The organism is Saccharopolyspora indica (assembly GCF_027853965.1).
Lineage (GTDB): Bacteria > Actinomycetota > Actinomycetes > Mycobacteriales > Pseudonocardiaceae > Saccharopolyspora > Saccharopolyspora indica.
In genome coordinates this window covers 54,627-81,181 of the sequence record NZ_JAQGLB010000016.1, presented here as the reverse complement: position 1 = coordinate 81,181, position 26,555 = coordinate 54,627, and the positions used below count along the sequence as shown (strand labels likewise).

At 70.3% G+C, this 26,555-nt stretch carries 19 protein-coding genes, 1 tRNA gene, 1 pseudogene and 1 riboswitch; of the genes and pseudogenes, 6 read left to right on the top strand and 15 right to left on the bottom strand.

Features of this window, described 5'->3' with window-relative positions:
* Window positions 1-193 precede the first annotated feature (193 nt).
* Window positions 194-1,156 (bottom strand): acyl-CoA desaturase, encoded by a 963-nt coding sequence (locus OU416_RS28590; RefSeq protein WP_270930132.1) that lies wholly within the window; start codon window positions 1,154-1,156, stop codon window positions 194-196.
* 418 nt (window positions 1,157-1,574) lie between these two features.
* Here OU416_RS28590 and OU416_RS28585 point away from each other — a divergent pair.
* The 4 genes from OU416_RS28585 to OU416_RS28570 all read left to right on the top strand — a co-directional run bounded on the left by OU416_RS28585 (window position 1,575) and on the right by OU416_RS28570 (window position 6,293).
* A tRNA-Gln gene (locus OU416_RS28585) sits at window positions 1,575-1,645 on the top strand.
* A gap of 59 nt (window positions 1,646-1,704) precedes the next feature.
* Complete coding sequence (locus OU416_RS28580) at window positions 1,705-3,462, top strand: GGDEF domain-containing protein (protein WP_372907215.1); 1,758 nt, start codon at window positions 1,705-1,707, stop codon at window positions 3,460-3,462.
* A 303-nt stretch (window positions 3,463-3,765) separates the two neighbouring features.
* The gene (glmU, locus tag OU416_RS28575; RefSeq protein WP_270930131.1) at window positions 3,766-5,310 is read left to right on the top strand and encodes a bifunctional UDP-N-acetylglucosamine diphosphorylase/glucosamine-1-phosphate N-acetyltransferase GlmU; all 1,545 of its coding nucleotides are present in this window, start codon (window positions 3,766-3,768) and stop codon (window positions 5,308-5,310) included.
* An 11-nt stretch (window positions 5,311-5,321) separates the two neighbouring features.
* Window positions 5,322-6,293, top strand: a complete 972-nt coding sequence (locus OU416_RS28570) for a ribose-phosphate diphosphokinase (protein ID WP_270930130.1) — start codon at window positions 5,322-5,324, stop codon at window positions 6,291-6,293.
* A gap of 411 nt (window positions 6,294-6,704) precedes the next feature.
* Here OU416_RS28570 and OU416_RS28565 read toward each other — a convergent pair whose 3' ends face one another.
* The 3 genes from OU416_RS28565 to OU416_RS28555 all read right to left on the bottom strand — a co-directional run bounded on the left by OU416_RS28565 (window position 6,705) and on the right by OU416_RS28555 (window position 9,449).
* Window positions 6,705-7,316 carry a malonic semialdehyde reductase gene (locus OU416_RS28565; RefSeq protein ID WP_270930129.1) on the bottom strand — a complete coding sequence of 204 codons (612 nt, stop codon included), beginning with the start codon at window positions 7,314-7,316 and terminating at the stop codon, window positions 6,705-6,707.
* A gap of 103 nt (window positions 7,317-7,419) precedes the next feature.
* Window positions 7,420-8,718 (bottom strand): Nramp family divalent metal transporter, encoded by a 1,299-nt coding sequence (locus tag OU416_RS28560; protein ID WP_270930128.1) that lies wholly within the window; start codon window positions 8,716-8,718, stop codon window positions 7,420-7,422.
* A gap of 92 nt (window positions 8,719-8,810) precedes the next feature.
* A complete protein-coding gene (locus OU416_RS28555) occupies window positions 8,811-9,449 on the bottom strand; it encodes an NAD(P)-dependent oxidoreductase (RefSeq protein ID WP_270930127.1) in 639 nt (212 codons plus the stop codon).
* A gap of 378 nt (window positions 9,450-9,827) precedes the next feature.
* Here OU416_RS28555 and OU416_RS28550 point away from each other — a divergent pair, with 378 nt between their 5' ends.
* Entirely contained in the window at window positions 9,828-10,430 is a 603-nt protein-coding gene (locus OU416_RS28550) for a 50S ribosomal protein L25/general stress protein Ctc (protein ID WP_270930126.1), read from the top strand.
* A 103-nt stretch (window positions 10,431-10,533) separates the two neighbouring features.
* Window positions 10,534-11,109: an aminoacyl-tRNA hydrolase gene (gene pth / locus OU416_RS28545; RefSeq protein WP_270930125.1), complete on the top strand. Its 576-nt coding sequence runs from the start codon at window positions 10,534-10,536 to the stop codon at window positions 11,107-11,109.
* A gap of 78 nt (window positions 11,110-11,187) precedes the next feature.
* Here the strand turns inward: pth and OU416_RS28540 are convergent, their stop codons facing one another.
* The 11 genes and pseudogenes from OU416_RS28540 to metG form a co-directional block, all read right to left on the bottom strand.
* The gene (locus OU416_RS28540) at window positions 11,188-12,843 is read right to left on the bottom strand and encodes a fatty acyl-AMP ligase (protein WP_270930124.1); all 1,656 of its coding nucleotides are present in this window, start codon (window positions 12,841-12,843) and stop codon (window positions 11,188-11,190) included.
* A 563-nt stretch (window positions 12,844-13,406) separates the two neighbouring features.
* On the bottom strand, window positions 13,407-15,188 hold the full coding sequence (locus OU416_RS28535; RefSeq protein WP_270930123.1) for an ABC-F family ATP-binding cassette domain-containing protein: 1,782 nt from the start codon (window positions 15,186-15,188) through the stop codon (window positions 13,407-13,409).
* Between the two features lie 121 nt (window positions 15,189-15,309).
* Window positions 15,310-16,266, bottom strand: a complete 957-nt coding sequence (locus OU416_RS28530) for a 4-(cytidine 5'-diphospho)-2-C-methyl-D-erythritol kinase (protein WP_270930253.1) — start codon at window positions 16,264-16,266, stop codon at window positions 15,310-15,312.
* A gap of 376 nt (window positions 16,267-16,642) precedes the next feature.
* Entirely contained in the window at window positions 16,643-17,452 is an 810-nt protein-coding gene (locus OU416_RS28525; protein ID WP_270930122.1) for a MetQ/NlpA family ABC transporter substrate-binding protein, read from the bottom strand.
* Between the two features lie 286 nt (window positions 17,453-17,738).
* Window positions 17,739-18,422 (bottom strand): ABC transporter permease subunit, encoded by a 684-nt coding sequence (locus OU416_RS28520; protein WP_170210204.1) that lies wholly within the window; start codon window positions 18,420-18,422, stop codon window positions 17,739-17,741.
* Window positions 18,419-19,438, bottom strand: a complete 1,020-nt coding sequence (locus OU416_RS28515; protein ID WP_093156006.1) for a methionine ABC transporter ATP-binding protein — start codon at window positions 19,436-19,438, stop codon at window positions 18,419-18,421. The genes OU416_RS28520 and OU416_RS28515 overlap by 4 nt, the downstream gene beginning before the upstream one ends.
* A 245-nt stretch (window positions 19,439-19,683) precedes the next feature.
* Window positions 19,684-19,771, bottom strand: a riboswitch (SAM riboswitch).
* A 175-nt stretch (window positions 19,772-19,946) separates the two neighbouring features.
* Window positions 19,947-20,810 (bottom strand): 16S rRNA (adenine(1518)-N(6)/adenine(1519)-N(6))-dimethyltransferase RsmA, encoded by an 864-nt coding sequence (rsmA, locus tag OU416_RS28510; protein WP_270930121.1) that lies wholly within the window; start codon window positions 20,808-20,810, stop codon window positions 19,947-19,949.
* Between the two features lie 193 nt (window positions 20,811-21,003).
* Window positions 21,004-22,494: a resuscitation-promoting factor gene (locus tag OU416_RS28505; RefSeq protein ID WP_270930120.1), complete on the bottom strand. Its 1,491-nt coding sequence runs from the start codon at window positions 22,492-22,494 to the stop codon at window positions 21,004-21,006.
* Between the two features lie 802 nt (window positions 22,495-23,296).
* Window positions 23,297-23,542: pseudogene (locus OU416_RS28500) on the bottom strand (transglycosylase family protein); the annotation flags it as partial.
* A 286-nt stretch (window positions 23,543-23,828) separates the two neighbouring features.
* On the bottom strand, window positions 23,829-24,656 hold the full coding sequence (locus OU416_RS28495) for a TatD family hydrolase (protein ID WP_270930119.1): 828 nt from the start codon (window positions 24,654-24,656) through the stop codon (window positions 23,829-23,831).
* A 78-nt stretch (window positions 24,657-24,734) separates the two neighbouring features.
* Window positions 24,735-26,528 carry a methionine--tRNA ligase gene (metG, locus tag OU416_RS28490; protein ID WP_270930118.1) on the bottom strand — a complete coding sequence of 598 codons (1,794 nt, stop codon included), beginning with the start codon at window positions 26,526-26,528 and terminating at the stop codon, window positions 24,735-24,737.
* Window positions 26,529-26,555 lie beyond the last annotated feature (27 nt).

Below are 26,555 nucleotides of genomic sequence, written 5' to 3'. Positions count from 1 at the left end.
TTCGGGCGCATTCCGCCCGCGTCGCCGTGATACCACTCGCACCACCCTAGGCGGCAAGACCGACAGCCGTGTGCCGACCCGCGCGAAAAAATTACCGCTCGGCAACCGCCGAACGGGCACTTCTCGATTCCGGTCCAGACGCGCGTGAGCACTCCGGGCATCGGCACCCGGAGTGCTCACGTGCTGCGGACGGTCAGCCCTTGTACTCGGTGACCGCGATCCGCGCGAGGCGCTTCTCGTTGGGCCAGCGGACCTTCCAGGCCCAGCCGACCTTCTCGAAGAACCAGATCACCCGCGCCGAGATGTCCAGCTGGCCGCGCAGCACGCCGTGCCGGGCGCAGGTCGGGTCGGCGTGGTGGGAGTTGTGCCAGGACTCGCCGAAGGACAGGATCGCCAGCGGCCAGAAGTTCGCCGCCTTGTCCCGGCTCTTGAACGGGCGCTCGCCGATCATGTGGCAGATCGAGTTCACCGACCACGTGATGTGGTGCAGGAACGACACGCGCACCAGACCGGCCCAGAAGAAGGCGGTCAGCGCGCCCCACCAGGACCAGGTGATCAGGCCGCCCAGCAGCGCGGGCAGCAGCAGGCTCAGCGCCGTCCACACCGGGAACAGCTTGTTGAGCACGACGAGCTCGCGGTCCTTGAGCAGGTCCGGGGCGAACCGGTCCTCGTTGGTCATCTCCCGCTTGAACATCCAGCCCATGTGGGAGTGCCAGAAGCCCTTGGTCAGCGCCACCGCCGAGGTGCCGAACAGCCACGGCGAGTGCGGGTCGCCCTCGCGGTCGGAGAAGGCGTGGTGCCTGCGGTGGTCGGCGACCCAGGTGATGACCGGGCCCTGCACCGCCATCATCCCGGCGATCGCCAGTGCGATCTTCACACCGCGGTTGGCCTTGAACGACCCGTGCGTGAAGTAGCGGTGGAAGCCGACCGTGACACCGAGGCCACTGATCATCCAGAAGGCCACGGCCAGCGCGATGTCGACCGGTCCGATCCCCCAGCCCCAGAGCACCGGGACGGAGGCGATCAGCGCGGCCATCGGAATCAGGAGGAACGCGTACACGAGGGACGCACGCCCAGCGGACTGGGGCCCCGTCGTCAGCGGTTTGGGCCCGGATTCGGCCTTCGGAGGAGCAACACCCTCGGTTGCTGCGGTCATGCTCAATACCTCGAATGGCGTTGAGGAGGTGGGAAAACTGCGAATCGGCGCCGGGCTGCACGGCCCCGCAACACCTCCACCCTACGGGACCGTAACCTACGCTAGCGTAAGTTCTTCGATGCCGAATCGTCACCCCCGCGCGGCAAATTCGCGGCGTGTCTTGCCCGTCCGGGCGTGTCCGGTTCGCCCCCGTTCACCCGAACAGACTGATCGGGAACGCAACCCCGCCCCCGCGGATCACGTCCCACCTACGTGCGAAACCGCCCCGGACCCCGCGGCTCGGCGAGCCCGACGCCCTCCCGCCCCGACCGCCATGTCACGATGTCGGCCGGGCACCACCGCCTGTCGCCCCGGGCCGGTAAGCTCGGGCAGCGGTGCCGGGCGTCACAAGCCGGCACCGAGGGGCGACGACGCCCGATCCGCCGTGGTGTAAAGGCAGCACCTCGGATTTTGGTTCCGATGGTCCAGGTTCGAATCCTGGCGGCGGAGCGAGCGGTCCTCCCGGACTCGACGCGGCGCGCGGCGAGGCGCACCAGCCGGGAGGCGAGGTGAACAGGGGGTGTGCGCCGCTGCGCGACGACACGACCACCGTGCCCAAAGACCCGGTGACCACGCTGAGCGAGGTGTCCGACGCGTGGTTGGTGGGACGCGCACGTGAACTGAACGCGGTCGGCCAGCACAGCGACCCGGCCGGCCAGCGCAGCACCATCCGCGAGGCCGACAACCTGCTCGCCGAGGCTCAGCGCCGCGGTGAACCCAGGATCGTCGCCCAGCTGCTGAGGCACTGCGCTTCGATGCGGCTGGCCACGCCGGGCCTGGTGGACAGCGCCGACCCGCTGCTCGACGAACTCCTCCTGCACTCCCGCCGGCACGGCCTGGACGTGCTGCAAGCCGACGCGCGCGCCCTCCGCGGCCGCCGCGCGCTGCTGGGCGGCAGCGAGGACACCGCGCTGACCGAGATCGCCTACGGACTGGCGATGCTCGACGAGGAGCTCGTCCCCGACCGCACCCTCGGCCGCCGCTCCTGGGAGCGGCTGCTGGCCACCGCGCTGATCGACATCGGCCTGGTGCTCACCCAGCTCGGCGTCTACGAGATGGCCGACGAGGTGATGGCCCGCGCCCACCAGCGGATCCGCGAGAGCGGCGGCCCGCACGAGATCGCGGTGCACATGATCAACCGGTGCCGGATGCTGCTCGGCTGGGGACTGCGGCTGGAGCGCATCGGGCAGGACGAGGAGGCCGCCGCCCGCTTCGCCACCGCATCGGCCATCGCCGTGGCCGTCGAGGGCCCGTGGCGCGAGTCGCTGTTCCCCCGCGTCTCCGACCGCCCCGCCGCCGAGCAGATGCCGGTGCTCGGCGCCGCGCACGCGCTCGCCCAGCCGCACGCCGAGCACATCGAGCGGCTGGAGGTGCTGCGCGACCTGGACCGCGCGATCCACCCGCGGGAGAAGATCATCGTCGCGATCGCCCTCTCCCGCTGCCTCACCCGCGCCGACCGCGGCGACCAGGCCGTGCAGGTGCTCTCCGAGACCAGGGCCGACCTGGACACCGACACCTCCGAGCCGACGCTGCGCATCTCGCTGGCCCGCGAGTACGCGCACCTGACGGACCTGGACAGCGCCGACATCCACGAAGCGCTGCGCGAGTACGCGCTGGAGCTGGAGACCGAGCTGTGGACCATGCGCCAGGCGCGGCTGTCCACTCTGGTCACCCGGCTGGAGCACTCCAGGCTCAGCCACAAGCACGACGCGATCACCCGGCAGGCCCTGCAGGACCCGCTGACCGGCCTGTCCAACCGGCGAGCCCTCGACGACCGGCTGGAAGCGCTGCTCAACGAGCCCGACGCCGACCCGCTGACGGTGGCGCTGGTCGACCTCGACGGGTTCAAGGGCGTCAACGACCGCTGCTCGCACGCGGAGGGCGACGACGTGCTGCGCATCGTCGCGCTGACCTTGCGCGACACGCTGCGCACCGACGACTTCGTCGCGCGCTACGGCGGCGACGAGTTCGTCGTGCTGCTGCCGGGCGCGACGCTGGGCGCGGCCGAGGCCGCCCTGCAGCGCGCGGTCGAAGCGGTGGACCGGCTGCCTGCCGAGCACATCCACGGCGTGACGCTGTCGATCGGCGTCGTCGCGATGCGCCCGCAGGAGTCGGCGGCGCAGGTGCTGGCCCGCGCGGACGCCGCGATGTACCAGGCGAAGCGCGGCGGCGGCAACCGCGTGGCGGCGCTGGCGGGCGGGACGATCCCGCCGCCGAACCAGCCTTCCGAGGATCACTCCGTGTGGATCCCGCCGGACGCTCTCTAACCCGATCGAGTAGGCGACCCCGGGCGTCCCGAACCGGACAGGTCGACCGAAAGTGCTCACCGCCCATCGCGCGCAGGAGTGGGAACGGTCACTGACGAACCGTTCCGAAGATCACATTTGCCCAGCTCGGGGCGCCTGTCAGAACTCATCTCCCACCTGTTCAGCGGTACCATCGCACCCGCCGGAAGTCCCGCAGGGGCACTGGACCAGCAGCCGTACCGGTCCGGTTACCCTTCACCCGCTTGGACGCAAACAGGCACTTGCCGGCCACCTCCAGCCGCACAGAGATAAGGGAGAGCGCAGATGCTCCAGGGCGACACCGCCCCGCCCTCCTCCCGCCGCGCTGACGCGCATCCGGACCCGGTCAGCACGATCGTGCTCGCCGCGGGCGAGGGCACCAGGATGCGATCGGCGACCCCGAAGGTGCTGCACCGGCTCGCGGGCAGACCGCTTGTCGAGCACGCCGTCCGGGCTGCGGCCGGAGTCGAACCCGATTCGCTGGTGGTCGTGCTGGGGCACGGCCGCGATGCGGTCGCCGAGCACCTCGACGGCGTGGCCGCGGCTCTCGACCTCCCGATCAGCACCGCCGTCCAGGAGCAGCAGCTGGGCACCGGGCACGCGGTGTCCTGCGGGCTCGGCGCCCTGCCGTCCGGGCTCACCGGCACCGTCCTGGTCAGCTACGGCGACGTGCCGCTGCTCGACGGCGAAGCGCTGCGCGGGCTGCTCGCCGAGCACACCGGCGCGGGCAACGCGGTCACCGTGCTCACCGCCGTGGTCGACGAGCCCACCGGCTACGGCCGGATCCTGCGCGACGCCGACGGCGGCGTCACCGGGATCGTCGAGCAGAAGGACACCACCCCGGAGCAGGCCGAGATCGCCGAGATCAACTCCGGTGTCTACGCCTTCGACGCCGAGGTGCTCACCGATGCGCTCAAGCGGCTGTCCACCGACAACGCCCAGGGCGAGCTCTACCTGACCGACGTGCTGGCCATCGCGCGCGGCGACGGCCGCCGGGTGGGCGCGCTGGTGTGCGCCGACCAGTGGCTGGTGGAGGGCGTCAACGACCGGGTGCAGCTGGCCCGGCTCGGTGCCGAGCTCAACCGCCGCCTGCTGCTGCGCTGGATGCGCGCGGGCGTCACGATCACCGACCCCGGTTCGGTGTGGCTGGACTGCGACGTGGTGCTGGACCGCGACGTGCTGATCGAACCGGGCGTGCAGCTGCGCGCCGGGACGACCGTCGGCGAGGGCGCCACCATCGGCCCGGACACCACGCTGACCGGCTGCACCGTGCACCCCGGCGCGTCCGTCGTGCGCACCCACGGCGAGGGCGCCGAGGTCGGGCCGGGCGCGAGCGTCGGACCGTTCGCGTTCCTGCGCCCCGGCACCGAGCTCGCCGCGAAGGGCAAGATCGGCACCTTCGTGGAGACCAAGAACGCCCAGATCGGTGCGGGCACCAAGGTGCCGCACCTGACCTACGTGGGCGACGCGACGATCGGCGAGCGCACCAACATCGGCGCGGCCACGATCTTCGTCAACTACGACGGGGTGAACAAGCACCGCACGGTGATCGGGTCGCACGCCCGCACCGGTGCGGACAACACCTTCGTCGCCCCGGTCGAGATCGGCGACGGCGCCTACACCGCCGCCGGCTCGACGATCACCCAGGATGTCCCGCCGGGGGCGATGGCCGTCGCCCGCGGCAGGCAACGCAACGTCGAGGGCTGGGTGGCCAGGCGCCGCTCCGGCACCCCGGCGGACGAGGCCGCACAGCAGGCCTTGGCGAAGGAACCCACCACGAATCCGACGGAAGACGTCCAACGCCGGACGTCGAACGGGGAGGGACGATGACCGTGAGTGCCATGTCTGCGACGCCGAAGAAGAGCCTCAAGCTCTTCTCCGGCAGCAGCCACCCGGAACTTGCCGAGGAGGTGGCCAAGCAGCTCGACGTAACGGTCACGCCCCAGGCTGCCTACAAGTTCGCCAACGGCGAGATCTTCGTGCGCTACGACGAGTCGGTGCGCGGCTGCGACGCCTTCGTCATCCAGTCGCACTGCAACCCGCTCAACGACGCCATCATGGAACAGCTGATCATGGTGGACGCGCTCAAGCGGGCCAGCGCCAAGCGCATCACCGTGGTCATGCCGTTCTACGGCTACGCCCGGCAGGACAAGAAGCACAAGGGCCGCGAGCCGATCTCGGCGCGCCTGATCGCGGACCTGTTCAAGACCGCGGGTGCCGACCGCATCATGGCGATCGACCTGCACACCGACCAGATCCAGGGCTTCTTCGACGGTCCGGTAGACCACCTGATGGCCCAGAAGCTGCTGGCCAGCTACATCCGGGACACCTACTCGGACGAGCAGATCACGGTGGTCTCCCCCGACTCCGGCCGCGTCCGGGTGGCGGAGAAGTGGGCCGACGACCTGGGTGGCACGCCGCTGGCGTTCATCCACAAGACCCGCGACCCCAGCAAGCCCAACCAGGTGGTCACCAACCGCGTCGTCGGTGACGTCGAGGGCCGGCTGTGCGTGCTGGTCGACGACATGATCGACACCGGCGGCACGATCACCAAGGCCACCGAGCAGCTGCTGGCCGCGGGCGCCAAGGACGTGATCATCGCGGCGACGCACGCGGTGCTGTCCGGCCCGGCGGTGGAGCGCCTGTCCTCCTGCGGCGCGAAGGAGGTCGTGCTGACCAACACGCTGCCGATCCCGGAGGAGCGCCGCTTCCCGAACCTCACGGTCCTGTCGATCGCCCCGCTCGTCGCGGAAGCGATCCACCAGGTCTTCGAGGACGGCTCCGTCACCAGCCTCTTCGACGGCCGCGCCTGAGTCTTGAGGGAATTCCAGGCTCGTTCTGCGTAGCGGTGCGGGTGGCGGAACCTCAGAGGTCGCCTGGCTGCGGGATCCCGTTTTTATGTATGTCCAAACACGGCAAACGGGCTGTCCTCGCCAGGCGACCTCTGAGAACCCGCGGCGGTGCCGGTTGCGAGGGCGGGTTATGCGCCTGCGGCGCATGCGACCACCTCCGGCCGGTGCGAGCTGAGCTTCGCGGATGCGGTTCATTTCTTGAATGTTGTGGACCAACGAAACGGCCCCGGCTCCACCTCGGTGGAACCGGGGCCGTTCCATGTCCAGCCTCACCTCACGGGGCGGGATGGTCAATTTCGCACGAAATTGACCATCACCCGGGTGAACGTCAATTTCGTGCGAAATTGACACCACGCCGGGTGACGGAGCTGCTCAGACGGTGGTGACGACCTCGGAGTAGTCGAGGCGCGGGAGGCGGTCGAACCAGGCTCCCTCAGCCGCCGGCTTGCCGATGTTGACCGCGACCAGGACCTGCTGCTTGCCGCCCGGGAAGAACTCCGCGTTGATGCCCGCCGGGTCGAAGCCGGTCATCGGGCCCGCCGCCAGACCGGCCGCGCGGACGCCGAGGATGAAGTACGCGACCTGCAGCGAGGCGTTGAGCTTCGCGTTCTGCTCGCGGAAGCCGTCGTCGGCGAAGATGTCCTTCGCGTTCGGGTTCGGCGGGAAGACGCGCGGCAGGTTCTCGTGGAAGTCGGTGTCGGCGGCCAGCAGCGCCACCAGCGGGGCCTTCTCGGACTTGCCCCGGTTGCCCTCCATCAGGTGCGGCAGCAGCCGCTGCTTGCCCTCGTCGGAACGCACCAGCACGATCCGCAGCGGCTGCTGGTTCATCGACGTCGGAGCCCACTTGACCAGGTCGTAGATGGCCTGGACCTGCTCGTCGGACACCGGCTCGTCGGTGAACGCGTTCGCGGTGCGGGCCTCGCGGAACAGCAGGTCCTGCGCCTCGGCGGCGAGCACGAGCTGCGCCTGGTCGGTTGCGGTCATGGTGCTTCTCCATACGGGTCGGTTCGCGGGGGTGGGCCCGCCTGCGGGCGGACCCATCCCACGACAACAACGTGAACCTTCAAATATTCCCGCGCGGGACGGCTCACTCGCTGAAGATGCCGACCAGTTCGTTGAAGGCCACGCCGACGAACAGCGCCAGGCACAGCACCAGCATCGTGTTCGACAGCCACCGCGACCGGTGCTCGGCGGGCATCATCGTCTTCGAGTTCAGCAGCACCAGCAGGGTTCCCGCCAGGAACGGCATGAACAGCGCGCCCAGCACGCCGTAGACCACGGTCAGCTGGAACGGCTTGCCCAGGAACAGCAGCAGCATCGGCGGGAAGGTCAGCCACAGCAGGTACACCCGGTACGCGGTGCTGTTCATCCCGGCCTTGTGGTCGTAGTCGCCCGCGCTCTCCGGCGGCGCCTCCTTGGGCAGCCGCCAGGTGCGCCACCAGTCCGCGAACAGCAGGCTGACGCCGTTCCACACGCCGATCACCGAGCTGAACGCGACGGCGAAGAAGCCGACCAGGAACGGGATGCGGGCCCACTGCCCGTAATCGGCGGCCAGCGTGTCGCTCAGCTGGAGCAGGCCCTTGTCGCCGCTGGTCAGGTCGTGCCCGAGCAGGATCTCCGCGCCGACCACCAGCATCGCGACCACGAAGATCCCGGTGGTGATGTAGCCGACGGCGTTGTCCGCGCGCATGAACGGCATCCAGCTCGGGGCCCGCCAGCCCTTGGCGAAGGTCCAGTAGCCGTAGGCGGCCATGGTGATCGTGCCGCCGACGCCGCCCATCAGCCCGAGGACGTAGGCGACCGACCCCTCCGGCAGCGTCGGGACCAGGCCCGCGCCCAGCTCCAGCAGGTTCGGCCCGACCATGATCGCGGTGCCCACCACGGTCACGAACATGATGCCGACCAGGACCGTCATGATCTTCTCGAGCAGCGCGTAGCGGCCGAACCAGACCAGCGCCAGCCCGAGCAGACCGCAGATGATCCCCCACGCGCTGACCGGCAGCACCGGGAACAGCGCGTTCAGCGGCAGCGCCGAGGCCGACATCGCGGTGGCGCCGTAGACGAAGCCCCAGATCACGGTGTAGATGCCGAAGTAGCCGACGGCCCAGCGGCCCATGGTCCGCCAGCCGGCCAGCATGGTGCGCCCGGAGGCCAGGTGCCAGCGCCCCACGGCCTCGCCGAGCGCCAGCTTGAACAGGGTGCCCAGCACGATCGCCCAGAACAGGGCGTACCCGAAGCGGGAACCGGCGACGAGGGTGGCGACCAGGTCTCCGGCCCCGACACCGGTGGCCGCGGCCATGATGCCGGGACCGACCTGCTTGAGCCTGGCCTTCCAGGTCGGTTCGGGCGCGGTGGCACCCGAGGAGTTCACGTCAGCAGCAGACATGCCGGGGAAGTTAACCCGGAATTCCTGGAATTACCGGTCCAGTCGACCGAACCGTGACGTCACCGCGCACCACCGATACCGCGCGCGGCTGATCAGTAGCCGACGGTGAAGCGCTGCCGCTGGTGGGCGGGCTGTTCGAGCTCGTCGACGAACGCGATCGCGTAGTCGTCACCACCGATCGAGGAGTTCCCGTCGGCGTCGGTCACCAGCACCTCCCCGCCGAGCCGGTAGGAACCGGTGCGCTCGCCGGGCGCGTAGGCGCCGAACGTGCCCGCGGGGCTGAGGTAGAACCAGTCCACCTCCTCCGGCGCCTCGCGCAGCGCCGCCAGCACCTCGGCGTGCGCCCCGGCCTCCGGCTTGAACTCCGCCGGGAACTCCGGTGTGTCGATCACCCGCGGCCCGTCCGCGGAAACCCGCAGGCTGCCCGCGCCGCCGACCACGCCGATCCGCGCGCCGTGCCGCTGCGCCGCGGCGAACAGGGTGGGCAGCGCGTCGAGCAGCTTCGTGCCGTCGGGCATCGGGCGGCCGGGGATCGCCACGACCACCGCATCCGCCCCGGCCGTCACGTCGAGCACGAACTCCGCGTCGTGCAGCGAACCCGCCGCCTTCGGCTCCGGCAGCGATTCGGCGTTGCGCGCGATGCCGAGCACGTCGTGCCCGCGCCGCCTCGCTTCCGCACCGATCCGACCGCCCGCGTAACCGGTGGCGCCGAACAGAACCAGTCGCATCAAATCCTCCTGAAGTCCAGGTCAGCGACGATAACCAGTGGTTACCGGTGACTTCAAAGTGCGCCGCGCACCTGGCGGTAACCATCGAGCTCAGCGGCGTGTCCCGCAGCCCGGCGCCCCCGCCGGGTCACCCGTGCGAAAACGACTATGCGAGCACCGTTTAGACTGTTCGGGTTGCCTCGGCGAGGTCGGGACGTTCGCCCGGCGTGATCGGCGCGGTGGCACGGTGGCCGCCGACCAATTCGGTTGGCGCACTGATGTCGCTCATACCCCGGGGTGCCGTGTTTTCGGCACCGCGTCGATTCGCTCCAGTAGCGCGCCCCACCGCCGCAGGCCAGCGACCAATTCACGTTCGCCCGACGTCATGAGGAGTGCACCACCGTGTCCGAGGTACGTATCGCCGTCGAACAGCGCACCGAGTTCGGCAAGGGTGCGGCCCGCCGCACCCGTCGCGCCGGCAAGATCCCCGCGGTCCTCTACGGCCACGGCTCCGACCCGAAGCACCTGTCCCTGCCGTCCGTGGAGTTCGCCCGCGCCATCCGCGAGAACGGGCACAACGCGGTCCTCACGCTCGACGTGACCGGCGGTGACAGCGAGCTCGCGCTGACCAAGACCATCACCACCCACCCGATCAAGAACTACATCGAGCACGTCGACCTGCTGCTGGTCAAGCGCGGCGAGAAGGTCACCGTCTCGGTGCCGGTCGTGCTCACCGGCGACGCCGGCCCCGGCGGCCTGGTCAGCCAGGAGACCACCGAGGTCGAGATCGAGGCCGAGGCCCTGAACATCCCGGAGCAGCTGGAGCTGTCCATCGCGGGTGCCGAGGTCGGCACCCAGCTGCACGCCTCCGACATCCAGCTGCCGGCCGGTTCGGCCCTGCAGTCGGACCCGGGCACCCTGATCGTCAACGTCACCGAGGCCGCCGCCTCGATGACCGAGGAGCCCGCCGCGGGCGAGGCCGAGGGCGAGTCCGCCGAGGCCTGAGCCTCCGACGTCGGGCGCACCGCGCGCTGTCCCACCGGGTGGGGCAGCGCGCTGCGCGTTCGCGACAATGGTCTGCGCACCCAGGTAGAGCAGGAGACTCACGGTGACTTCTCCGGATGCGGTTTCGCTGATCGCCGGTCTCGGCAACCCGGGCCCGCGCTACGTCGGCAACCGACACAACATCGGCTTCCTGGTCGCCGACGAGCTCGCCGACCGGGTCGGCGGGAAGTTCAAGGCGCACAAGTCCGGCGCCGAGGTCGTCGAGGGACGGCTCGGCGGGGCGCGCGCCGTGCTGGTGAAGCCGCGTTCGTTCATGAACCTCTCCGGCGGCCCGGTGGCGGGCGCGGTGAAGTTCTACAAGGTGCCGCCGGAATCGCTGATCGTGATCCACGACGAGCTGGACCTGCCGTTCGGCACGATCCGCCTCAAGCGCGGCGGCGGCGAGAACGGCCACAACGGCCTGCGCTCGATCAGCAAGTCCCTCGGCACCCGCGACTACGTTCGGGTGCGCTTCGGCATCGACCGCCCGCCGGGCCGGATGGACCCGGCCGACTACGTGCTCAAGGACTTCGGGACCGTCGAGCGCAAGGAGCTGGCGTACTTCATCGACGTCTGCGCGGACGCGGTGGAAGCGGTGGTCACCAAGGGCCTCGAAGCCGCCCAGAACCAGTTCCACTGACCCGCCGGGCATGCCCGGGTGCGGGGGAACCCGTGCGATTTCCATGGAAATCGCGCGTGGCCAGCACCGGACCGGTGGTCAGGCCTCCGGGACGAGGGCTGCGGTGGCGGCTCGGCGGAGCTTGCCGGACGGGGTCTTCGGCAGCGAGCCAGGTGCGAGCACCACGACCGCCGACGGGCGGACGCCGACCGCGTCGACCACGCGGGCCGCGACCTCCTTGCGCAGCGCCTTCTCCGCCGCTTCGTCGCCCGCCAGGCGGGACTCCAGCACCACCGCGAACCGCTCGCGACGGCTCCCGGCCTCCTGCCGGACCGCGGCGGCGTTGCCCGCCCGCACTCCTTCGACCTCGCAGGCGGCCCGCTCGATGTCGATCGGGTAGATGTTGCGCCCGCCCATGATGATCACGTCCTTGCGCCGCCCGCAGATCACCACCTGCCCGTCGACCAGGTAGCCGTCGTCCCCGGTGTCCAGCCACCCAGCGCTGTCCTGAGTGGACAGCGGACCGTCGACGGTGAGGTACCCGGGCGTCACGGCCGCACCGCGGATGCGCAACCGCCCGACCTGCCGCTCCCCCAGCGGCCGCCCCTCGTCGTCCACCACGCCGACCTCCAGCCCCGGCAACGGCCCGCCGAGCAGCGCGAACTGCCGCGCCCTCGCGGTGTCCGGAGGCACGGGCTCCGCCCGTCGCTGCTCCAGCGCTGCGCCGTCGACGACGTCGACCTCCAGCCCGCGCCCGAGCGGCGCGAAGGAGACCGCGAGGGTCGCCTCGGCCATCCCGAAGGCGCACACCATGCTGGTCGGGCTCAGCCCGAAGCGGGCGCCCGCCTCGGTGAAGGTCCGCACCGCCGCGGGATCGATCGGTTCCGCGCCGTTGAGCGTGAAGCGCACGCTGGACAGGTCGAAGTAGCCGTCGTCGGCGTGGGCCATCCGGCGACCGACGATCGCGTAGGCGAAGTTCGGCGCCGCCGTCACGGTGCCGCGGTACTTGGTGATCAGCTCGGGCCACAGCAGCGGGCGGGCCAGGAAGTCCGCCGGGGTGACCTTGACCGCCGACATGCCGATCGCCATCGGCACCGTCAGGCACCCGACCATGCCCATGTCGTGGAACAGCGGCAGCCAGGACACCGCCACATCGCGCTCGGCGTCGAGCTCGGCGGCCTCGACCATCGCCAGCAGGTTCGCGTGCAGGTTCCCGTGGGTGATCCGCACCGCCTTGGGATCGGCGGTGGAGCCGCTGGTCAGCTGCAGCAGCGCGGTGGCTTCCTCGTCCACCTCGACCGGCCCGGCCAGCGGCGCGGCACCGGAGGCGGCGAGCTCGGCCAGATCCCGGTGCGCGATCGAATTCTCGTCCAGCAGCCCGGAAAGCTGCTCGAACGGCGGCCCGAGCAGCACCAGCCGGGCGCCGATCATCTTGAGCACCCGCAAGGTGTCCTCGGCCCAGTGCGCGAGGTCCGTCCGGGGAGTCGGCTGGTGCAGCATCGTCACGCTGCCGCCGCCGAGCCACACGGCCTGCACGGCGGGCGCGATCAGCCCCGGATCTGCGGCCAGGACCGCGACGGCGGCACCGGGCCCGAGCTCCCCGCCGAGCGCCCCGGCGATCCGCAGCGCATCGGCGTGCACCTGTCCCCACGTGCGGAACCAGGGCTCCGCGGGCTCACCCGTGGTCAGCCCGCGCCCGTCGTCCCCGGAGTTGCGCTGGGCGGACGCCACAAGAGTCTCCACGAACCGGCTCATGTGACGCAGCTTACGTTCCGCGCGATCAACTGCATATCGCGCGGAAAACCCGGGGCTCCGACGTCGACGCGCACGAGCCCGCAGCGTCGACGCGCCCCATCGCTGAACGCTGCCGGAGCTGCTGGTGATCCGGCGAGCAGGTCGACTGCATCCCGTCCCTGGCCAAGGGCCGCGCGGTGTCCGACCACGTCAACGCGCAGTCGTCGTGCCCCTATCACGCCGCCTTCGGACTCAGAGCAAATCTTTCAGACGGTAGGAATCGAACAATAGGAGCATCCGGGTTCCTCCACATCGACGAGGTTCGACGCGCCCAGCCCCTGCAGGCCGGGCGCGTCGCCCGTGAGCGGCACCCGAGCGGAGGCGGGGCCGAAACAGGTCTACCCGACCTCACGGCCGCCACCTGCTGCAGTTTCGCGTGAAATCGCCACCTCAACGTCGCGGTCCCGAGTTCCACCCAACCGCACCTCAGGGGACCGTGACGCAACCCAGCCACAAGAAGCCCCGAAAACGCGAGACAACGCCCCAACGCCACCACCACTGAAAATCGCGGAGAGGCGGGACTGTCAGCCCAGCTGGTCGGCGAGCTCCATCCAGCGGGCTTCGACGTCGTCCTTCTCCTGGTGCAGGCCGAGCAGTTCGGCGTTCAGCTTCGCCAGCCGCTCCGGCTCCGTCGCGGCCTCCGCGAGCTTCTCGTGCAGCGCCTGCTCGCGCTGCGCGAGCTTGTCGAGCTGCCGCTCGCAGCGCGCGAGCTCCTTGCGCGCCGCGTGCTCCTCCGCACCCGAGAGCCCGCGCGGCTCCGCCGCATCCGTGGCCTGCTTGCCGACGACGCTGTCCTCCGCGGCCAGCAGCGACTCCCGGCGAGCCAGGTACTCGTCGATGCCGCCCGGCAGGTGCGTCAGCCGACCGTCGCCGAACAGCGCGTGCACGCTGTCGCACACCCGCTCCACCAGGTACCGGTCGTGCGAGACGACCACCAGCGTGCCCGGCCAGCCGTCGAGCAGGTCTTCCAGCTGCTGCAGGGTGTCGATGTCCAGGTCGTTGGTGGGCTCGTCCAGGACCAGCACGTTCGGCTCGGCCATCAGCAGCCGCGCCAGTTGCAGCCTGCGGCGCTCACCACCGGAGAGGTCCTCGACCGGCGTCCACTGCCTGCCCTTGCCGAACCCGAACTTCTCGCCCAGCTGCGAGGCGGACAGCTCGTACTTGCCGAGGGTGACCCGCTCGGCGACGTCCTCGATCGCCTCCCGCACCCGCCACTCGCCCGGCAGGTCGTGCAGTTCCTGGGTGAGGTGCGCCAGCCGCACCGTCTTGCCCTCGATGCGCTTGCCCGCGTCCGGCTCGCGCTCACCGGCGAGCAGCTTCAGCAGCGTCGTCTTCCCGGAGCCGTTGACGCCCACCAGGCCCAGCCGGTCGCCGGGCCCGATCCGCCAGGTCACGCCGTCGAGCAGGGTGCGGTCGGCGATGCGCAGGTCGACGTCCTCCAGCTCCAGCACGGTCTTGCCCAGCCGCCGCTTGGCGAAGGCGACCAGCTCCGCGGAGTCGCGCGGTTCCGGCACGTCGGAGATCAGCGCCTCGGCCGCCTCCACCCGGTAGCGCGGCTTGGAGGTGCGGGCCTTGGCGCCGCGCTGCAACCAGGCGAGCTCCTTGCGGGCCAGGTTCTGCCGCTTCTCCTCGACGGCCTGCGCGATGCGGGCGCGCTCGGCGCGGGCGAAGATCCAGTCCGCGTAGCCGCCCTCGTACTGCTCGACCCGGCCGTCGACGACCTCCCAGGTCCGGTTGCAGACGGTGTCCAGGAACCAGCGGTCGTGGGTGACGACCACCAGCGCGCACCTGCGCTCCAGCAGGTGGTCGGCCAGCCAGCGCACGCCTTCGACGTCGAGGTGGTTCGTCGGCTCGTCCAGCACCAGCAGGTCGATGTCGCGGACCAGCGCAGCGGCCAGCGCGACCCGGCGGCGCTCGCCACCGGAGAAGTCCTTGACCGGGGTGTCCAGCCCGAGCCTGGTCATGCCGAGCCCGCCGAGCACGGACCGCACCTTCGCGTCGGCGGCCCACTCGTGCTCGGCGGTGAAGCCGTGCGGGTCGAGGACGGCGTTGCGCACGGTGGCGTCCTCGGGGAGCTCGGTGCGCTGCGTGACCACGGCCATCCGCAGGTCGCGCGCCTGGCTCACCCGGCCCTCGTCCGGTTCGGCGATGCCGGCGAGCACCTCCAGCAGCGTCGTCTTGCCGCCGCCGTTGAGCCCGACGACCCCGATCCGCTCGCCTGCGGACACGCCGAGGGACACCCCGTCCAGCAGCGGGCGCACGCCGTAGCTCTTGTGGACCGATTCGAGATTGACCAGGTTCACCATCGAGTGCTCGTCTACTCCATCAACTGCGTTGCGTCATCAAGGCCGGGCGGGCTGGTCAATTTCGCACGAAATTGACCGTCACCCGGGTGAACGTCAATTTCGTACGAAATTGACGCGCCGCTCAGGCGTGGACCTGGGGCGGGGTGGGGCGGTGCGCCGGTTCTTCGGACACGAGCTTGGCGCCCGGCACCGGGCCGTGGGCCACGCGGACCGTGCGGCACACACCGGCGCCGGAGAGCTCCGCGGCCACCCGCACCGCCGCGTCGGCGTCCGTGCACAGGAAGGCGCAGGTCGGGCCGGAGCCCGAGACGATGCCGGCGAGCGCGCCCGCCTGCACGCCCGCGCGCAGCGTGCGGCGCAGGCCCGGGCGCAGCGAGACCGCGGCGGCCTGCAGGTCGTTGCCCAGCAGCAGCGCGAGCTGGCGGGGATCTCCGGAGGCCAGCGCCTCCAGCAGCGGCTCGACCTCGCCCACCCGGTTCGGCCGGGACTCCTCCCGCAGCCGGTCGAGCTCGGTGTAGACGGCGGGCGTGCTCAACCCGCGCCTGTCGAGCGCGATCACCCAGTGGAACGTGTGCCGGGCCAGCACCGGGACCAGTCGCTCACCGCGGCCGGTGCCCAGCGCGGTACCGCCCTGCAGCGAGAACGGGACGTCGCTGCCCAGCTTCGCGCCGAGCTCGCTGAGATCGTCGCGCCCCAGCTCCAACCGCCACAGCTGGTTGAGCGCCAGCAGCGTCGCGGCCGCGTCCGCGCTGCCCCCGGCCATGCCCCCGGCGACCGGGATGCCCTTGTTGATCGACAGCCGCACACCGGGTTCCTCCGGGTCGCGACCGCTGTGCTCGGCGAGCAGCTGCACCGCCTTCCACGCCAGGTTGCTGGCGCCGGTGGGCACCGAGTCCGCGCCCTCGCCGTGCACGTCGATGCCGGGTTCCTCGGCGACCAGCACGGTCACCTCGTCGGTCATCGACAGCGCCTGGAAGACGGTGACGAGTTCGTGGTAGCCGTCCGGTCTGGCGTCGCCGACCGACAGGTGCAGGTTCACCTTGGCCGGGACGCGAACGGTGATGGGGGTAGGAACCACGGAGAGCACAACTAGAGCGTACGTGCCCACGCCACTCCACCGCCGACTTCCCTGGGCAAGATGTTGTCTCAGCTCGATTTGCGTGGCGGTGCAGGTAGCGGAACCTCAGACGCCGCCTGGTCTGCGGGAGCCCGTTCTTATGTGTGTCCGATACACGGCGAACGGGACTGGCCTCGCCAGGAGCCCAGGTCTGGGCGGGCACAGCCTGAGAACCCGCGGCGGTGCCGGTTGCGAGGGTGGGCTAAGCGGCTTCGCCGCTTCAAGGCAAAGACAAAGACCGAGATCAGGACGGTCAAGACCGGGATCCGACGCCGGAACGGCGGGAGGGCACCGCCCGGGCCGTGGCCCGGAGGGTGCCCTCCGCAGGTGCTGCCGATCAGGAAGCCGGGATGACGGCCACGCCGCCCCACTTCTGGTTGATGAAGTCCTTCACCTGCTGGGAGCGCAGCAGCTCGGCCAGCTTGGTGATCCGCGGGTCCTTGGCCAGCGCGGGCGAGGTCACCAGGCCGTTGGCGTACGGGTTGTTCTCCGCGCTCTCCACCGCGATCGGGTTCTGCAGGTTGGCCTTGATCGCGTAGTTGCCGTTGACCACCGCGACGGCGGCGTCGTCCACCGAGCGCGGCAGCTGGTCCGGCGAGAGGTCCTTGAAGTCGATGTTCTTCGGGTTCTCCGCGATCGCCGACGCCAGCCGGGTGCCGACCGCCGCCTCCGGCTTGAGCTTGATCAGGCCGCCCTGCTCCAGCAGCTTCAGGCCGCGGAACTGGTTCGCCGGGTCGTTGGACAGCGTCACGGTGGCGCCGTTGGGCACCTCCTGCAGCGTCTTGAACTGCTTGGAGTACGCCGCCAGCGGCTCCAGGTGCACCGGCGCGATCCACTCGAAGTCGCCGCCGCGCTGCTTGCGGTACTCCTCCAGGTACGGGACGTGCTGGAAGAAGTTCGCCTCCAGCTCGCCGTGCGCCACCGCCTCGTTGGGCCGGTTGTAGTCGTCGAACTTGACGATCTCGATGCCGATCCCGGCCTGCTCGGCCAGGTTGTCCTTGACGTACTCCAGGATCTCGCCGTGCGGGGTCGGGCTGACGCCGACTCGGATCGGGGCGTTGGGGTCGTCGGCGGCGGACGTGCCGCCGCCGCACGCGGTCAGCGCCAGACCGGCGGCGGCCACCAGGGCAGCGAAGCGCAAACGCATCAGGAAATGTCCTTTCTGGACGTTCAGAACGGGAACGAGGTCCCGGACGAAGAAGAATCGGGTCCCACGTTCTGAAGATCGTCGAGCTTGGTTCTTGTCTTTGAAGCGGCGCAGCCGCTTAGCCCACCTAAGGCGCTTGCACCGCCGCGGGTTCTCAGCGTTCGCCTGGCGAGGACAGCCCGCTCGCCGTGTATTGGTCATACATAAGAGCGGGATCCCGGAGCCAGGCGGGCGCTGAGGTTCCGCCACCCGCACCGCCACGCAAGGCGAGTCTGGAAAACCTGCATCAGCCCGCGGCGGTGCGGCGGCGGTCGACCAGCTTGGCCGTGAGGTCGGTGATCAGCTGCATGCCGAAGGCGAGGACCGCGAGGACCACGACCGAGCCGTAGAGCAGCCGGTCGTCGTAGCCCTGGTAGCCGTCCTGGATCGCGGTCGTGCCCAGGCCACCGCCGCCGATCGCGCCCGCCATCGCGGCGTAGCCGATCAGCGCCACCGCGGTGACGCCGACCGCGCCGACCAGCGCGGCCCGCGCCTCGCCGAGCAGCACCGTCCACACGATCCGCAACCTGCTGGATCCGGTGGTGATCGCCGCCTCCACGACGGTGAAGCTGACCTCGCGCAACGCGTTCTGCGTCAACCGCGCGAAGAACGGGATGGCGCCGATGGTCAGCGGCACGATCACCGCGGTGCTGCCGATCGACGTGCCGATCAGCAGCCGGGTGAACGAGGCCAGCACCACCAGCAGCACCACGAACGGCACCGAGCGCACGACGTCGACCACGACGCCGAGCACCCGGTACAGCACGGGTTTCGGGTTCAGCCCGACCGGCGAGCTCAAGTGCAGCAGGACACCGAGCGGCAGGCCTCCGAGCACTGCCAGCAGGGTGGACACCAACACCATGTAGAGCGTGCCGAGCGTTGCTTCACCGAGGGTTGCGAAGACCTCCGACCAGGGGGTCACATCACTCACGCAGCAACTCCGTCAACGCACACCGGGGCGCGTCGCACGTGCGCGTCCCGTTCGACCATCCACTTCAGCGCGGCCTCGGCGCGTTCGCCGCTCAGGCCGACCTTGAACTTCGCGACCGGCGTGTCGCCGAGGCGGGTCAGCCCGCCGCCGAGGATCGCCAGGTCGATGCCGAACCGGCTGGCCGCCTCCGGCAGTAGCGCGCCGACCGCGGCGAAGCCGACCAGCACGACCTCGGCGACCACGTCGTGGCGGCCGTCGGTCGGGCGCAGCGGCTCGGCCTGGTCGGTGGCGGGCAGCAGCGTCGAGCTGACCCGGCTGCCGGGCTCGGCGACCAGGTCGAGCACCTTGCCGTGCTCCACCACGCGCCCGCCGTCGAGCACCGCGACGTCGTCGGCGATCTTGCGCACCACGGCCATGTCGTGGGTGACCACCAGCACCGTGACGCCCAGTTCGGCGCGAGCGCGGTCCAGCACGGTCAGCACCGAGTCGGTGGTGCTGGGGTCCAGCGCGGAAGTCGGTTCGTCGGCCAGCAGCACCGACGGCTTGGCGGCCAGCGCCCGCGCGACCGCGATCCGCTGCCGCTGCCCGCCGGAGAGCTGGTCGGGGTAGACCGAGGCCTTGTCGGTCAGGCCGACGAGGTCGAGCAGCTCGCCGACGCGGCTGCGGCGCTGCGGGCCGGACATCCCGGCCGCCTCCAGCGGCAGCGCGACGTTGCCCGCGGCGGTGCGCTGCCGCAGCAGCGAATCTCCTTGCGGCACAACGCCGATCTGCCGGCGTGCGGCGCGCAGGGCCTTGCCGTCGAGGGAGACCAGGTCGGTGCCGTCGACCCGGATGGCACCCGCGTCCGGCTTCTCCAGCAGGGCGATGCAGCGGGCGAGCGTGGACTTGCCCGCGCCGCTGGGGCCCACCACGCCGCACACCGCGCCGGCCGGGACCTCCATGGTCACGCCGTCGAGGGCGCGAACGGTGCCGTTGTTGTGCTGGAAGGACTTGGTCAGGTTCTCGACTGTGATCACGATCGGCTCCACATCAGCTCGCGACGGCCGCGCTCCGCGCAGGAGCAGCAGGCCAGGGAACTTCGGAAAGGGAGGAAGGGCTGGGTCACATCTCGTGACGACAGGCGGTGGTGGTCCGCCGCCCGTGGTCGATGACGCGACGCTGCGTCAGCAGCCTCCGGATGTGGCTTTGCGATGACCGTGCCGAAAACGTCCGGGTCTGCCCCGCGGTCGAGCCGGCTAACAGCGCGTTGGAATCCACAGCTACTCCATCGGTCCTGGCGTTAGCACCTGCCCGTCGGGTGGTTGCTGCGGCGTCTGGGAGCCAGGTCTCTCGGCCGCTCGGGATGGATTTCCCGAATAGTAGAACCCACTGGCGGATTCCAGCGCAAGTTGATAGTCGTCACTTTCCGAAATCGTTCGCCAAATCACACACCCGGACGAGCGGGAATTTTCCCGACGCACTGGGTGTTAGCGGTGACTCCGAGTAGTGGATCAGCTCCGGTTGGCAAGCGCCCGTACGGGTGGTTCAGCGGTCCTCGGCAGCGAGCTCCGCGATGCGCGCGAAGTCGGCGACCCGCAGCTGCTCCCCGCGCGTCATCGGGTCCACGCCGGCCGCCCGCAGCAGCTCCTCAGCGCGCGCGGCCGAGCCCGCCCAGCCGGACAGCGCACCGCGCAACGCCTTGCGCCGCTGGGCGAAAGCCGCGTCCACGACGCGGAAGACGTCCTCGCGCCGCGCGCTCGACGGCGGCTCGACGCGCCGGAACGACACCAGCCCGGAGTCCACATTGGGCACCGGCCAGAACACCTTGCGCGGCACCGGACCCGCGCGCCGCACGTCGGCGTACCACGCCGCCTTGACGCTCGGCACGCCGTAGACCCGGCTGCCGGGCTGCGCGGACATCCGGTCGGCGACCTCCGCCTGCACCATGACCAGCCCGTGCTCCAGGCTCGGCAGCTCGGCGAGCAGGTGCAGCACGACCGGCACGGCGACGTTGTAGGGCAGGTTGGCGACCAGCGCGGTCGGCGGCGCGGGGAAGTCCTCGGCGCGGACCCGCAGCGCATCGGCCTCGATCACGGTGAGCCGGTCGGCCAGGCCGGGGGCGAACTCGGCGGCGGTGCGCGGCAGCCGGGCGGCGAGCACCGGATCGATCTCGACGGCGGTCACCGCACCGGCGGCGGGCAGCAGGGCCAGCGTCAGCGAGCCCAGGCCGGGCCCGATCTCCAGCACGACGTCGTCCGCGGTGACCGACGCCGAGGACACGATGCGCCGCACCGTGTTCGGGTCGTGCACGAAGTTCTGCCCGAGCTTCTTCGTCGGCCGGATGTCGAGTTCCTCGGCCAGCCGGCGCACGTCGGCCGGGCCGAGCAGCGCAGCCTGCTGGTCGTCCACGGGAAAAACGTACCCGCAGCCCCTCCCGAGCCCCCGACCAGGTGCGCCGCCGGTGAAGGACGTCGCGGTCAAGGCCCCGGTCATGGCACCGTCCGCCCTGCCAAAAAGCCCGTGAGCACTTCGTGGGGCTATCGCACCACGAAGTGCTCACGGGCCATGGACTACCGAAGCTTTCGCGCCAACCGACCGAGGGTCAGTTCAGGCCGAGCTTGGAGGAGCAGCCGGGCCAGGCTCCGTAGCCGCCACCGCGGGCCGCGCGGACCTTCTCCGCCACGGCGATCTGCTGCTCGCGGCTGGCCTGGTGGGGGTACGGGGCGTACTGGTCGCCGCCGTAGGCGTCCCACGTCGACTTGTTGAACTGGAGGCCGCCGTAGTAGCCGTTGCCGGTGTTGATCGACCAGTTGCCGCCGGCCTCGCACTGCGCCAGCTTGTCCCAGACACCGCTGGTCGGCGGCTGCTTGCCACCGACGCGCACGACCTTCTCCTGGGCTTCCTTGGTGATCTTCTCGCCGACCGTCTCGCGGTTGACCTCTTCGCCGTTGCGGGTGGTCACGCGGGTGGTCACGATCTTCTCGCCGGCGACGCCCGGGAACTCGACCCGCTCCTCGCCCTTGAACATCGTGTTGTCGACGATCTCGCGCACCGGCGGCTCGACCGGCATCGTCACGTTGATCACCGTGCTGCTGGTGCGGACGATGCGGATCTCCGCACCGCTGACCAGCCGCTGGTCGCCGCCCGGCGTGATGGAGTCCTCGGCGCCGAGCTGGAGGTTCTGCTCCTTGACCAGCTCGTCGATGTTGGCGGCGGTGGTGGTCAGCTGCCGCGGCTCACCGGCGCCGTCGATGATGGTGATGTCCTTGCTGGTCTTGATGACCAGCTCCATGCCGTCGGCGGGCACCGCCATGCCGCGGTCGGCGGAGAGCCACGCGCCGTCGGTGGGCACGCCGAGCTGCTGCAGCGCCTGCCCGACGGTGACCGAGCGGACCCACTCCTCGCGGACCTCGCCGTCGACGTTGAGCGTCAGCAGGCGGCCGCGGTCGAGCGTGATGGTGTCGCCGTGGCCGACCTTGGCCTGCGGCGACGGGCTGAGCGCGTCGTGCTGGCCGATGTCGATGCCCTCGTCGGCCAGGACCTCGCCGACGGTGCTCTCGTAGGTGTTGATGGTGCGCTCTTGGCCGTCGATCTCGACGGTCACCGACTTGTCCATCGCGGCGGCCGCGCCGCCGGTGCCGGTGAGGGTGAGCAGCACGCCGGCCACCGCGCCCTTGAGGAAGCGCCGCTTCCAGACGGTGACCGCCTCGACGACCTCCTGCGGCGGGACGCCGCTCTCCTCGGCCTCCGGGAGCACGTCCGGGATGACCAGCGGGGGGAGGACGGTGGTCTCGGCGTTGATCAGCCGGATGACCTCGTCGACGTCGATCTCGGCGGTGTTGAGCATGTCCTCGGCGTCCGGGCCGAGCGCCTCGTAGATGTCCGCCGGGGTGATGTCCAGGGCACCCGGCGGGAAGCTCGGGTGGTCCTCGGCCGGGTAGCGCTCCGGCTCGGGCCGGTCGAGCAGACCGACGGCCGTGTGCTGCTCGGGCGCCGCGACCGGGGTGAACCAGTCCGTCGCAGAGTCGAAGGAGTCGGCCCAGTAGTTCTCGGTTCGATGACCGGGATAGCTGGGCTCGCCGCGTCCGTTCACAGGGTCGTTACCTCCCGAAGGCGGAAGTCGCGCTGGTGCGGGACGGGGAATGCGTCGGGCGAGACCATGTCGTCGCTCAACTCCCTCGTTCCCTGCAGGCGCACAACCTTCGTGCTTCGTGTCTGTATCCGACTCCCGCAAGCCAACTGCCGTCCTAGCCGACCGGGGCGTCGTTGCCCGCGGCCCGCTTCCCCGACGTACACCGGCGAGACTAACGGGCGTTCCCCATGACTGGTTGTCATCGGTTACGAGGCCGAGACTCTAGCGTGATCAAGCGGAGCAGCCAAGCACCCGGGTCTCGCCTGTGATCTGCGTTACGCCGGTTTGCCGGGCAACCAACCACGATCAGTAAGCGAGATCGCCCGAATTTGGCCCGTTCGGAGGTACCGAAGCGGTTCGTGAACAGATTTCCCGCAGGTCGAGGTGATGTAACACACGGCCCCGGCATCCGGTGTCAACGCAGCGGAATCAGCCTTCCGGCGGGCCCCGGACGCGAGTCCGGCCCGAGCGCGCTGCGTGCTCGGGCCGGGCTCCCCTCCCCTCACCGTGGGAACTACACACCCACGGCGAGTCGTACGGCTCAGGTTCTGTTGGTGGCTGGTCTGCGTGGCGGTGCGGGTGGCGGAACCTGAGTGCTTCCCCGGACTGCGGGTGCCCCTCCTGATGTATGACCAGATACACGGCGGAGGGGCCGTCCTCGCCAGGAAAGCACTCAGAACCCGCGGCGGTGCGAGCTGCGTGCCCACTCCAAGCGGCTGACGCCGCTTACAAGGCGCGGACGGCTACGCCGACAGGCCTTTTGCTATCTCGGCAGACCGAGCTTCCTGGCGCAGGCCGGCCAGGCGCTGAAGCCGCCGTTGGCCGCGCGCAGCACTTCGGCGATGGCGATCTGCTGCTCGCGCGTCGCCCGGTGCGGGTACCGGTGGAACTGCTCACCGCCGTAGGAGGCCCACGTCGCGCGGCTGAACTGCAGCCCGCCGTAGTAGCCGTTGCCGGTGTTGATCGACCAGTTCCCGCCCGACTCGCACTTCGCCAGCCGGTCCCAGACACCGGCGGCTTCCGCCGTTCCCGGCGACACCGCCGCCGCCGAGACCGCTCCGGAGAGCACGATGGCCGCCGCAGCGGTCGCCTTCGCGAAATTGCCGAAACTCATCGCAGTCCTGACTGCCGTACCTCCGGTCCGGAGGGCCTCCGCCTGGTAGCGGCGGAGTTTCGGGGGATGCCCTCCACCCGGCTTCCGAAGTGGACGGTAGGTACGGCTCGGCGGACTGCAAGCGGGCGCGGTCGAACACCCCAATAGCAAAGGACGGCGAGTGAAGGAAGGCGACCCCGGGTTACACCTGATCGAGCGCGAAGAGCCGCTCGGCAGTGGCCGTCGTCGCTACCACGAGTTCTTCCAGCGTCATACCACGGAGTTCCGCAAGATCCCGCAGGGTGTAATTGACGCAGTAGGGCTCGTTCGGCTGGCCCCGGAACGGGTGCGGGGTGAGGAACGGCGCGTCGGTCTCCACCACCATCTGCTCCAGCGGCACCAGCCGCGCCGCCTCGCGCAGCGCCTTGGCGTTGCGGAAGGTCGCGGTCCCGGCGAACGAGAGCACGTAGCCGGCGGCCACGCAGGCCCGCGCGAACTCGGCGTCACCGGAGAAGCAGTGGAACACCACCTTCTCCGGGGCGCCCTCCTCGGCGAGGATCCGCAGGATGTCCTGGTGCGCATCGCGGTCGTGGATCATCAGCGGCTTGCCGCTGCGCTTGGCCAGGTCGATGTGCCAGCGGAACGCCTCCTGCTGCGGTTCCGGCGGCGAGTAGTCCCAGTAGTAGTCGAGCCCGGTCTCCCCGACCGCGACCACCCGCGGGTGCTCGACCAGCTCCTCCAGCAGGCCGCGATCGGCGTCGCTGAAGTCCTTGGTGCGGGTCGGGTGCAGCGCGACCGCGGCGAACACCCGGTCGTCCCAAGTGGACGCCTCCACGGCCCACTGCGCCGAGGCGATGTCGTCGGCGACCGTCACCACCCGGCCGACCCCGGCGGCCTCCGCCCGGTCCACGACGGCCCGCACCTCGTCGGCCGTCTTCGCCCCGCAGGCGTCCAGGTGGGTGTGCGCGTCGACCGCGAGCGCGGGCAGCGCCTCCGGTACCGGCGGCAGCTCCCGCTTCCGCTTGCTCATCGCACCTCCACGTTCGACACGGGTGAAGGGCACCTTTTAGCAAGTAACTCGCTAAAAGGTGCCCTTCACCAGCGCGGATCAGTTCTCGATCGGGGCCCAGTCGGGGCCGGTCTCGCCGAGCTTCGGGTCCAGCTTGGCGAACAGCGGGGTCGGCTTGTTCAGGGGGCGGCCGACCTCGATGTCGGTGGAGCGCCACGCCGCCTGCTCGGCCGCGTACTCGCCCATCAGGACCGGGTACTCGATGGACTCGTCGTCGAGGTCGGTCACCTCGCGGATCTCCGGCTGCGCCGACCAGACCCCGGTGCCGCCCAGCAGCTCGTGCACCTTCTGCGCCGAGTGCGGCAGGAAGGGGGTGAGCAGCGTGTTGGCGTCCGAGACCACCTGCAGCGCGGTGTGCAGGACGGCGTCGCGGCGGTCCGGGTCCTCCTTGAGCTTCCACGGCTCCTGGTCGGACAGGTACTTGTTCGCCGCCGAGACCACGCGCATCGCCTCCTGCGCGGCGGCCTTGAACCGGGACCGCTCCAGGTGACCACCGACGGTTCCGAACGCGTTGCGGGACAACGCCTTCAGCTCCTCGTCCGCGGCCTTGGGCGCGGTCGGGGCGGGCACCGCGCCGTTGTTCTTCGCGGCCATCGAGATGGAGCGGTTGACCAGGTTGCCCCACTCGTTGGCCAGCTCGAAGTTGGTGCGGCGGACGAACTCGTCCCAGGTGAAGTCGGTGTCCTGGTTCTCGGGGCCGGCCACCGAGATGAAGTAGCGCAGGGTGTCCGGGCCGAACTCGCGCAGGAAGTCCCGCACGTAGATCACCGTGCCGCGGGAGGTGGAGAACTTCGACCCGCTCATGGTGAGGAACTCGCTGGAGACGATCTCGTCCGGCAGGTTCAGGGTGCCGAACGGGCCGGGCTCGCCGCCCTTGTCGCCCTGGCCGTTGTGGCCCATCAGCAGCGTCGGCCAGATCTGGGCGTGGAAGGTGATGTTGTCCTTGCCCATGAAGTAGTAGCCCTTGGCCGACGGGTCGGTCCAGTACTGCTTCCAGGCGTCCGCGTCACCGGTCCGGCGGGCCCACTCGACGCTGGCCGACAGGTAGCCGATCACCGCGTCGAACCACACGTAGAACCGCTTCATCGGCTGGTCGCGCCAGCCGTCCAGCGGGATCGGCACGCCCCAGTCCAGGTCGCGGCTGATCGCGCGCGGCCGCATGTCCTCGACCAGGTTCTGCGCGAACTTGAGCACGTTCGGGCGCCAGTCGGTGCGGGTGGACAGCCACTTGCCGAGCGACTCGGTGAACGCGGGCAGGTCCAGGAACAGGTGCTCGGTCTCCACGAACTCCGGCTTCTCGCCGTTGATCCGGGACACCGGGTTGATCAGGTCGGCCGGGTCGAGCTGGTTGCCGCAGTTGTCGCACTGGTCGCCGCGCGCACCGTCGTAACCGCAGATCGGGCAGGTGCCCTCGATGTAGCGGTCGGGCAGCGTGCGGCCGGTGGACGGGCTGATCGCGCCGGTCGTGGTCTTGGGCAGCACGTAGCCGTTGCGGTGCAGCGCGAGGAAGAGCTGCTGGACGACCGCGTAGTGGTTGCCGGTGGTGGTGCGGGTGAACAGGTCGTAGGACAGCCCGAGGCCCTGCAGGTCCTCGGCGATGACCCGGTTGTACTTGTCGGCGAGCTGCCGGGTGGTCATGCCCTCCTTCTCGGCCTGCACCGAGATGGGGGTGCCGTGCTCGTCGGTGCCGGACACCATGAGCACCTGGTTGCCCGCCATTCGCTGGTAGCGCGAGAAGACGTCCGAGGGCACACCGAAGCCGGAGACGTGGCCGATGTGCCGCGGACCGTTGGCGTAGGGCCAAGCCACAGCGGTCAACACAGAGGCACTCATGCCGACCAGACTACGGTTCGCAGCCGT

Excerpts from the sequence above, each read along its gene's own strand:
- OU416_RS28590 (WP_270930132.1), bottom strand. The coding sequence starts at position 1,156 with ATGACCGCAGCAACCGAGGGTGTTGCTCCTCCGAAGGCCGAATCCGGG.
- glmU (WP_270930131.1), top strand. The coding sequence starts at position 3,766 with ATGCTCCAGGGCGACACCGCCCCGCCCTCCTCCCGCCGCGCTGACGCG.
- OU416_RS28570 (WP_270930130.1), top strand. The coding sequence starts at position 5,322 with ATGTCTGCGACGCCGAAGAAGAGCCTCAAGCTCTTCTCCGGCAGCAGC.
- OU416_RS28565 (WP_270930129.1), bottom strand. The coding sequence starts at position 7,316 with ATGACCGCAACCGACCAGGCGCAGCTCGTGCTCGCCGCCGAGGCGCAG.
- OU416_RS28560 (WP_270930128.1), bottom strand. The coding sequence starts at position 8,718 with ATGTCTGCTGCTGACGTGAACTCCTCGGGTGCCACCGCGCCCGAACCG.
- OU416_RS28540 (WP_270930124.1), bottom strand. The coding sequence starts at position 12,843 with ATGAGCCGGTTCGTGGAGACTCTTGTGGCGTCCGCCCAGCGCAACTCC.
- OU416_RS28535 (WP_270930123.1), bottom strand. The coding sequence starts at position 15,188 with ATGGTGAACCTGGTCAATCTCGAATCGGTCCACAAGAGCTACGGCGTG.
- OU416_RS28525 (WP_270930122.1), bottom strand. The coding sequence starts at position 17,452 with ATGCGTTTGCGCTTCGCTGCCCTGGTGGCCGCCGCCGGTCTGGCGCTG.
- OU416_RS28495 (WP_270930119.1), bottom strand. The coding sequence starts at position 24,656 with ATGAGCAAGCGGAAGCGGGAGCTGCCGCCGGTACCGGAGGCGCTGCCC.
- metG (WP_270930118.1), bottom strand. The coding sequence starts at position 26,528 with ATGAGTGCCTCTGTGTTGACCGCTGTGGCTTGGCCCTACGCCAACGGT.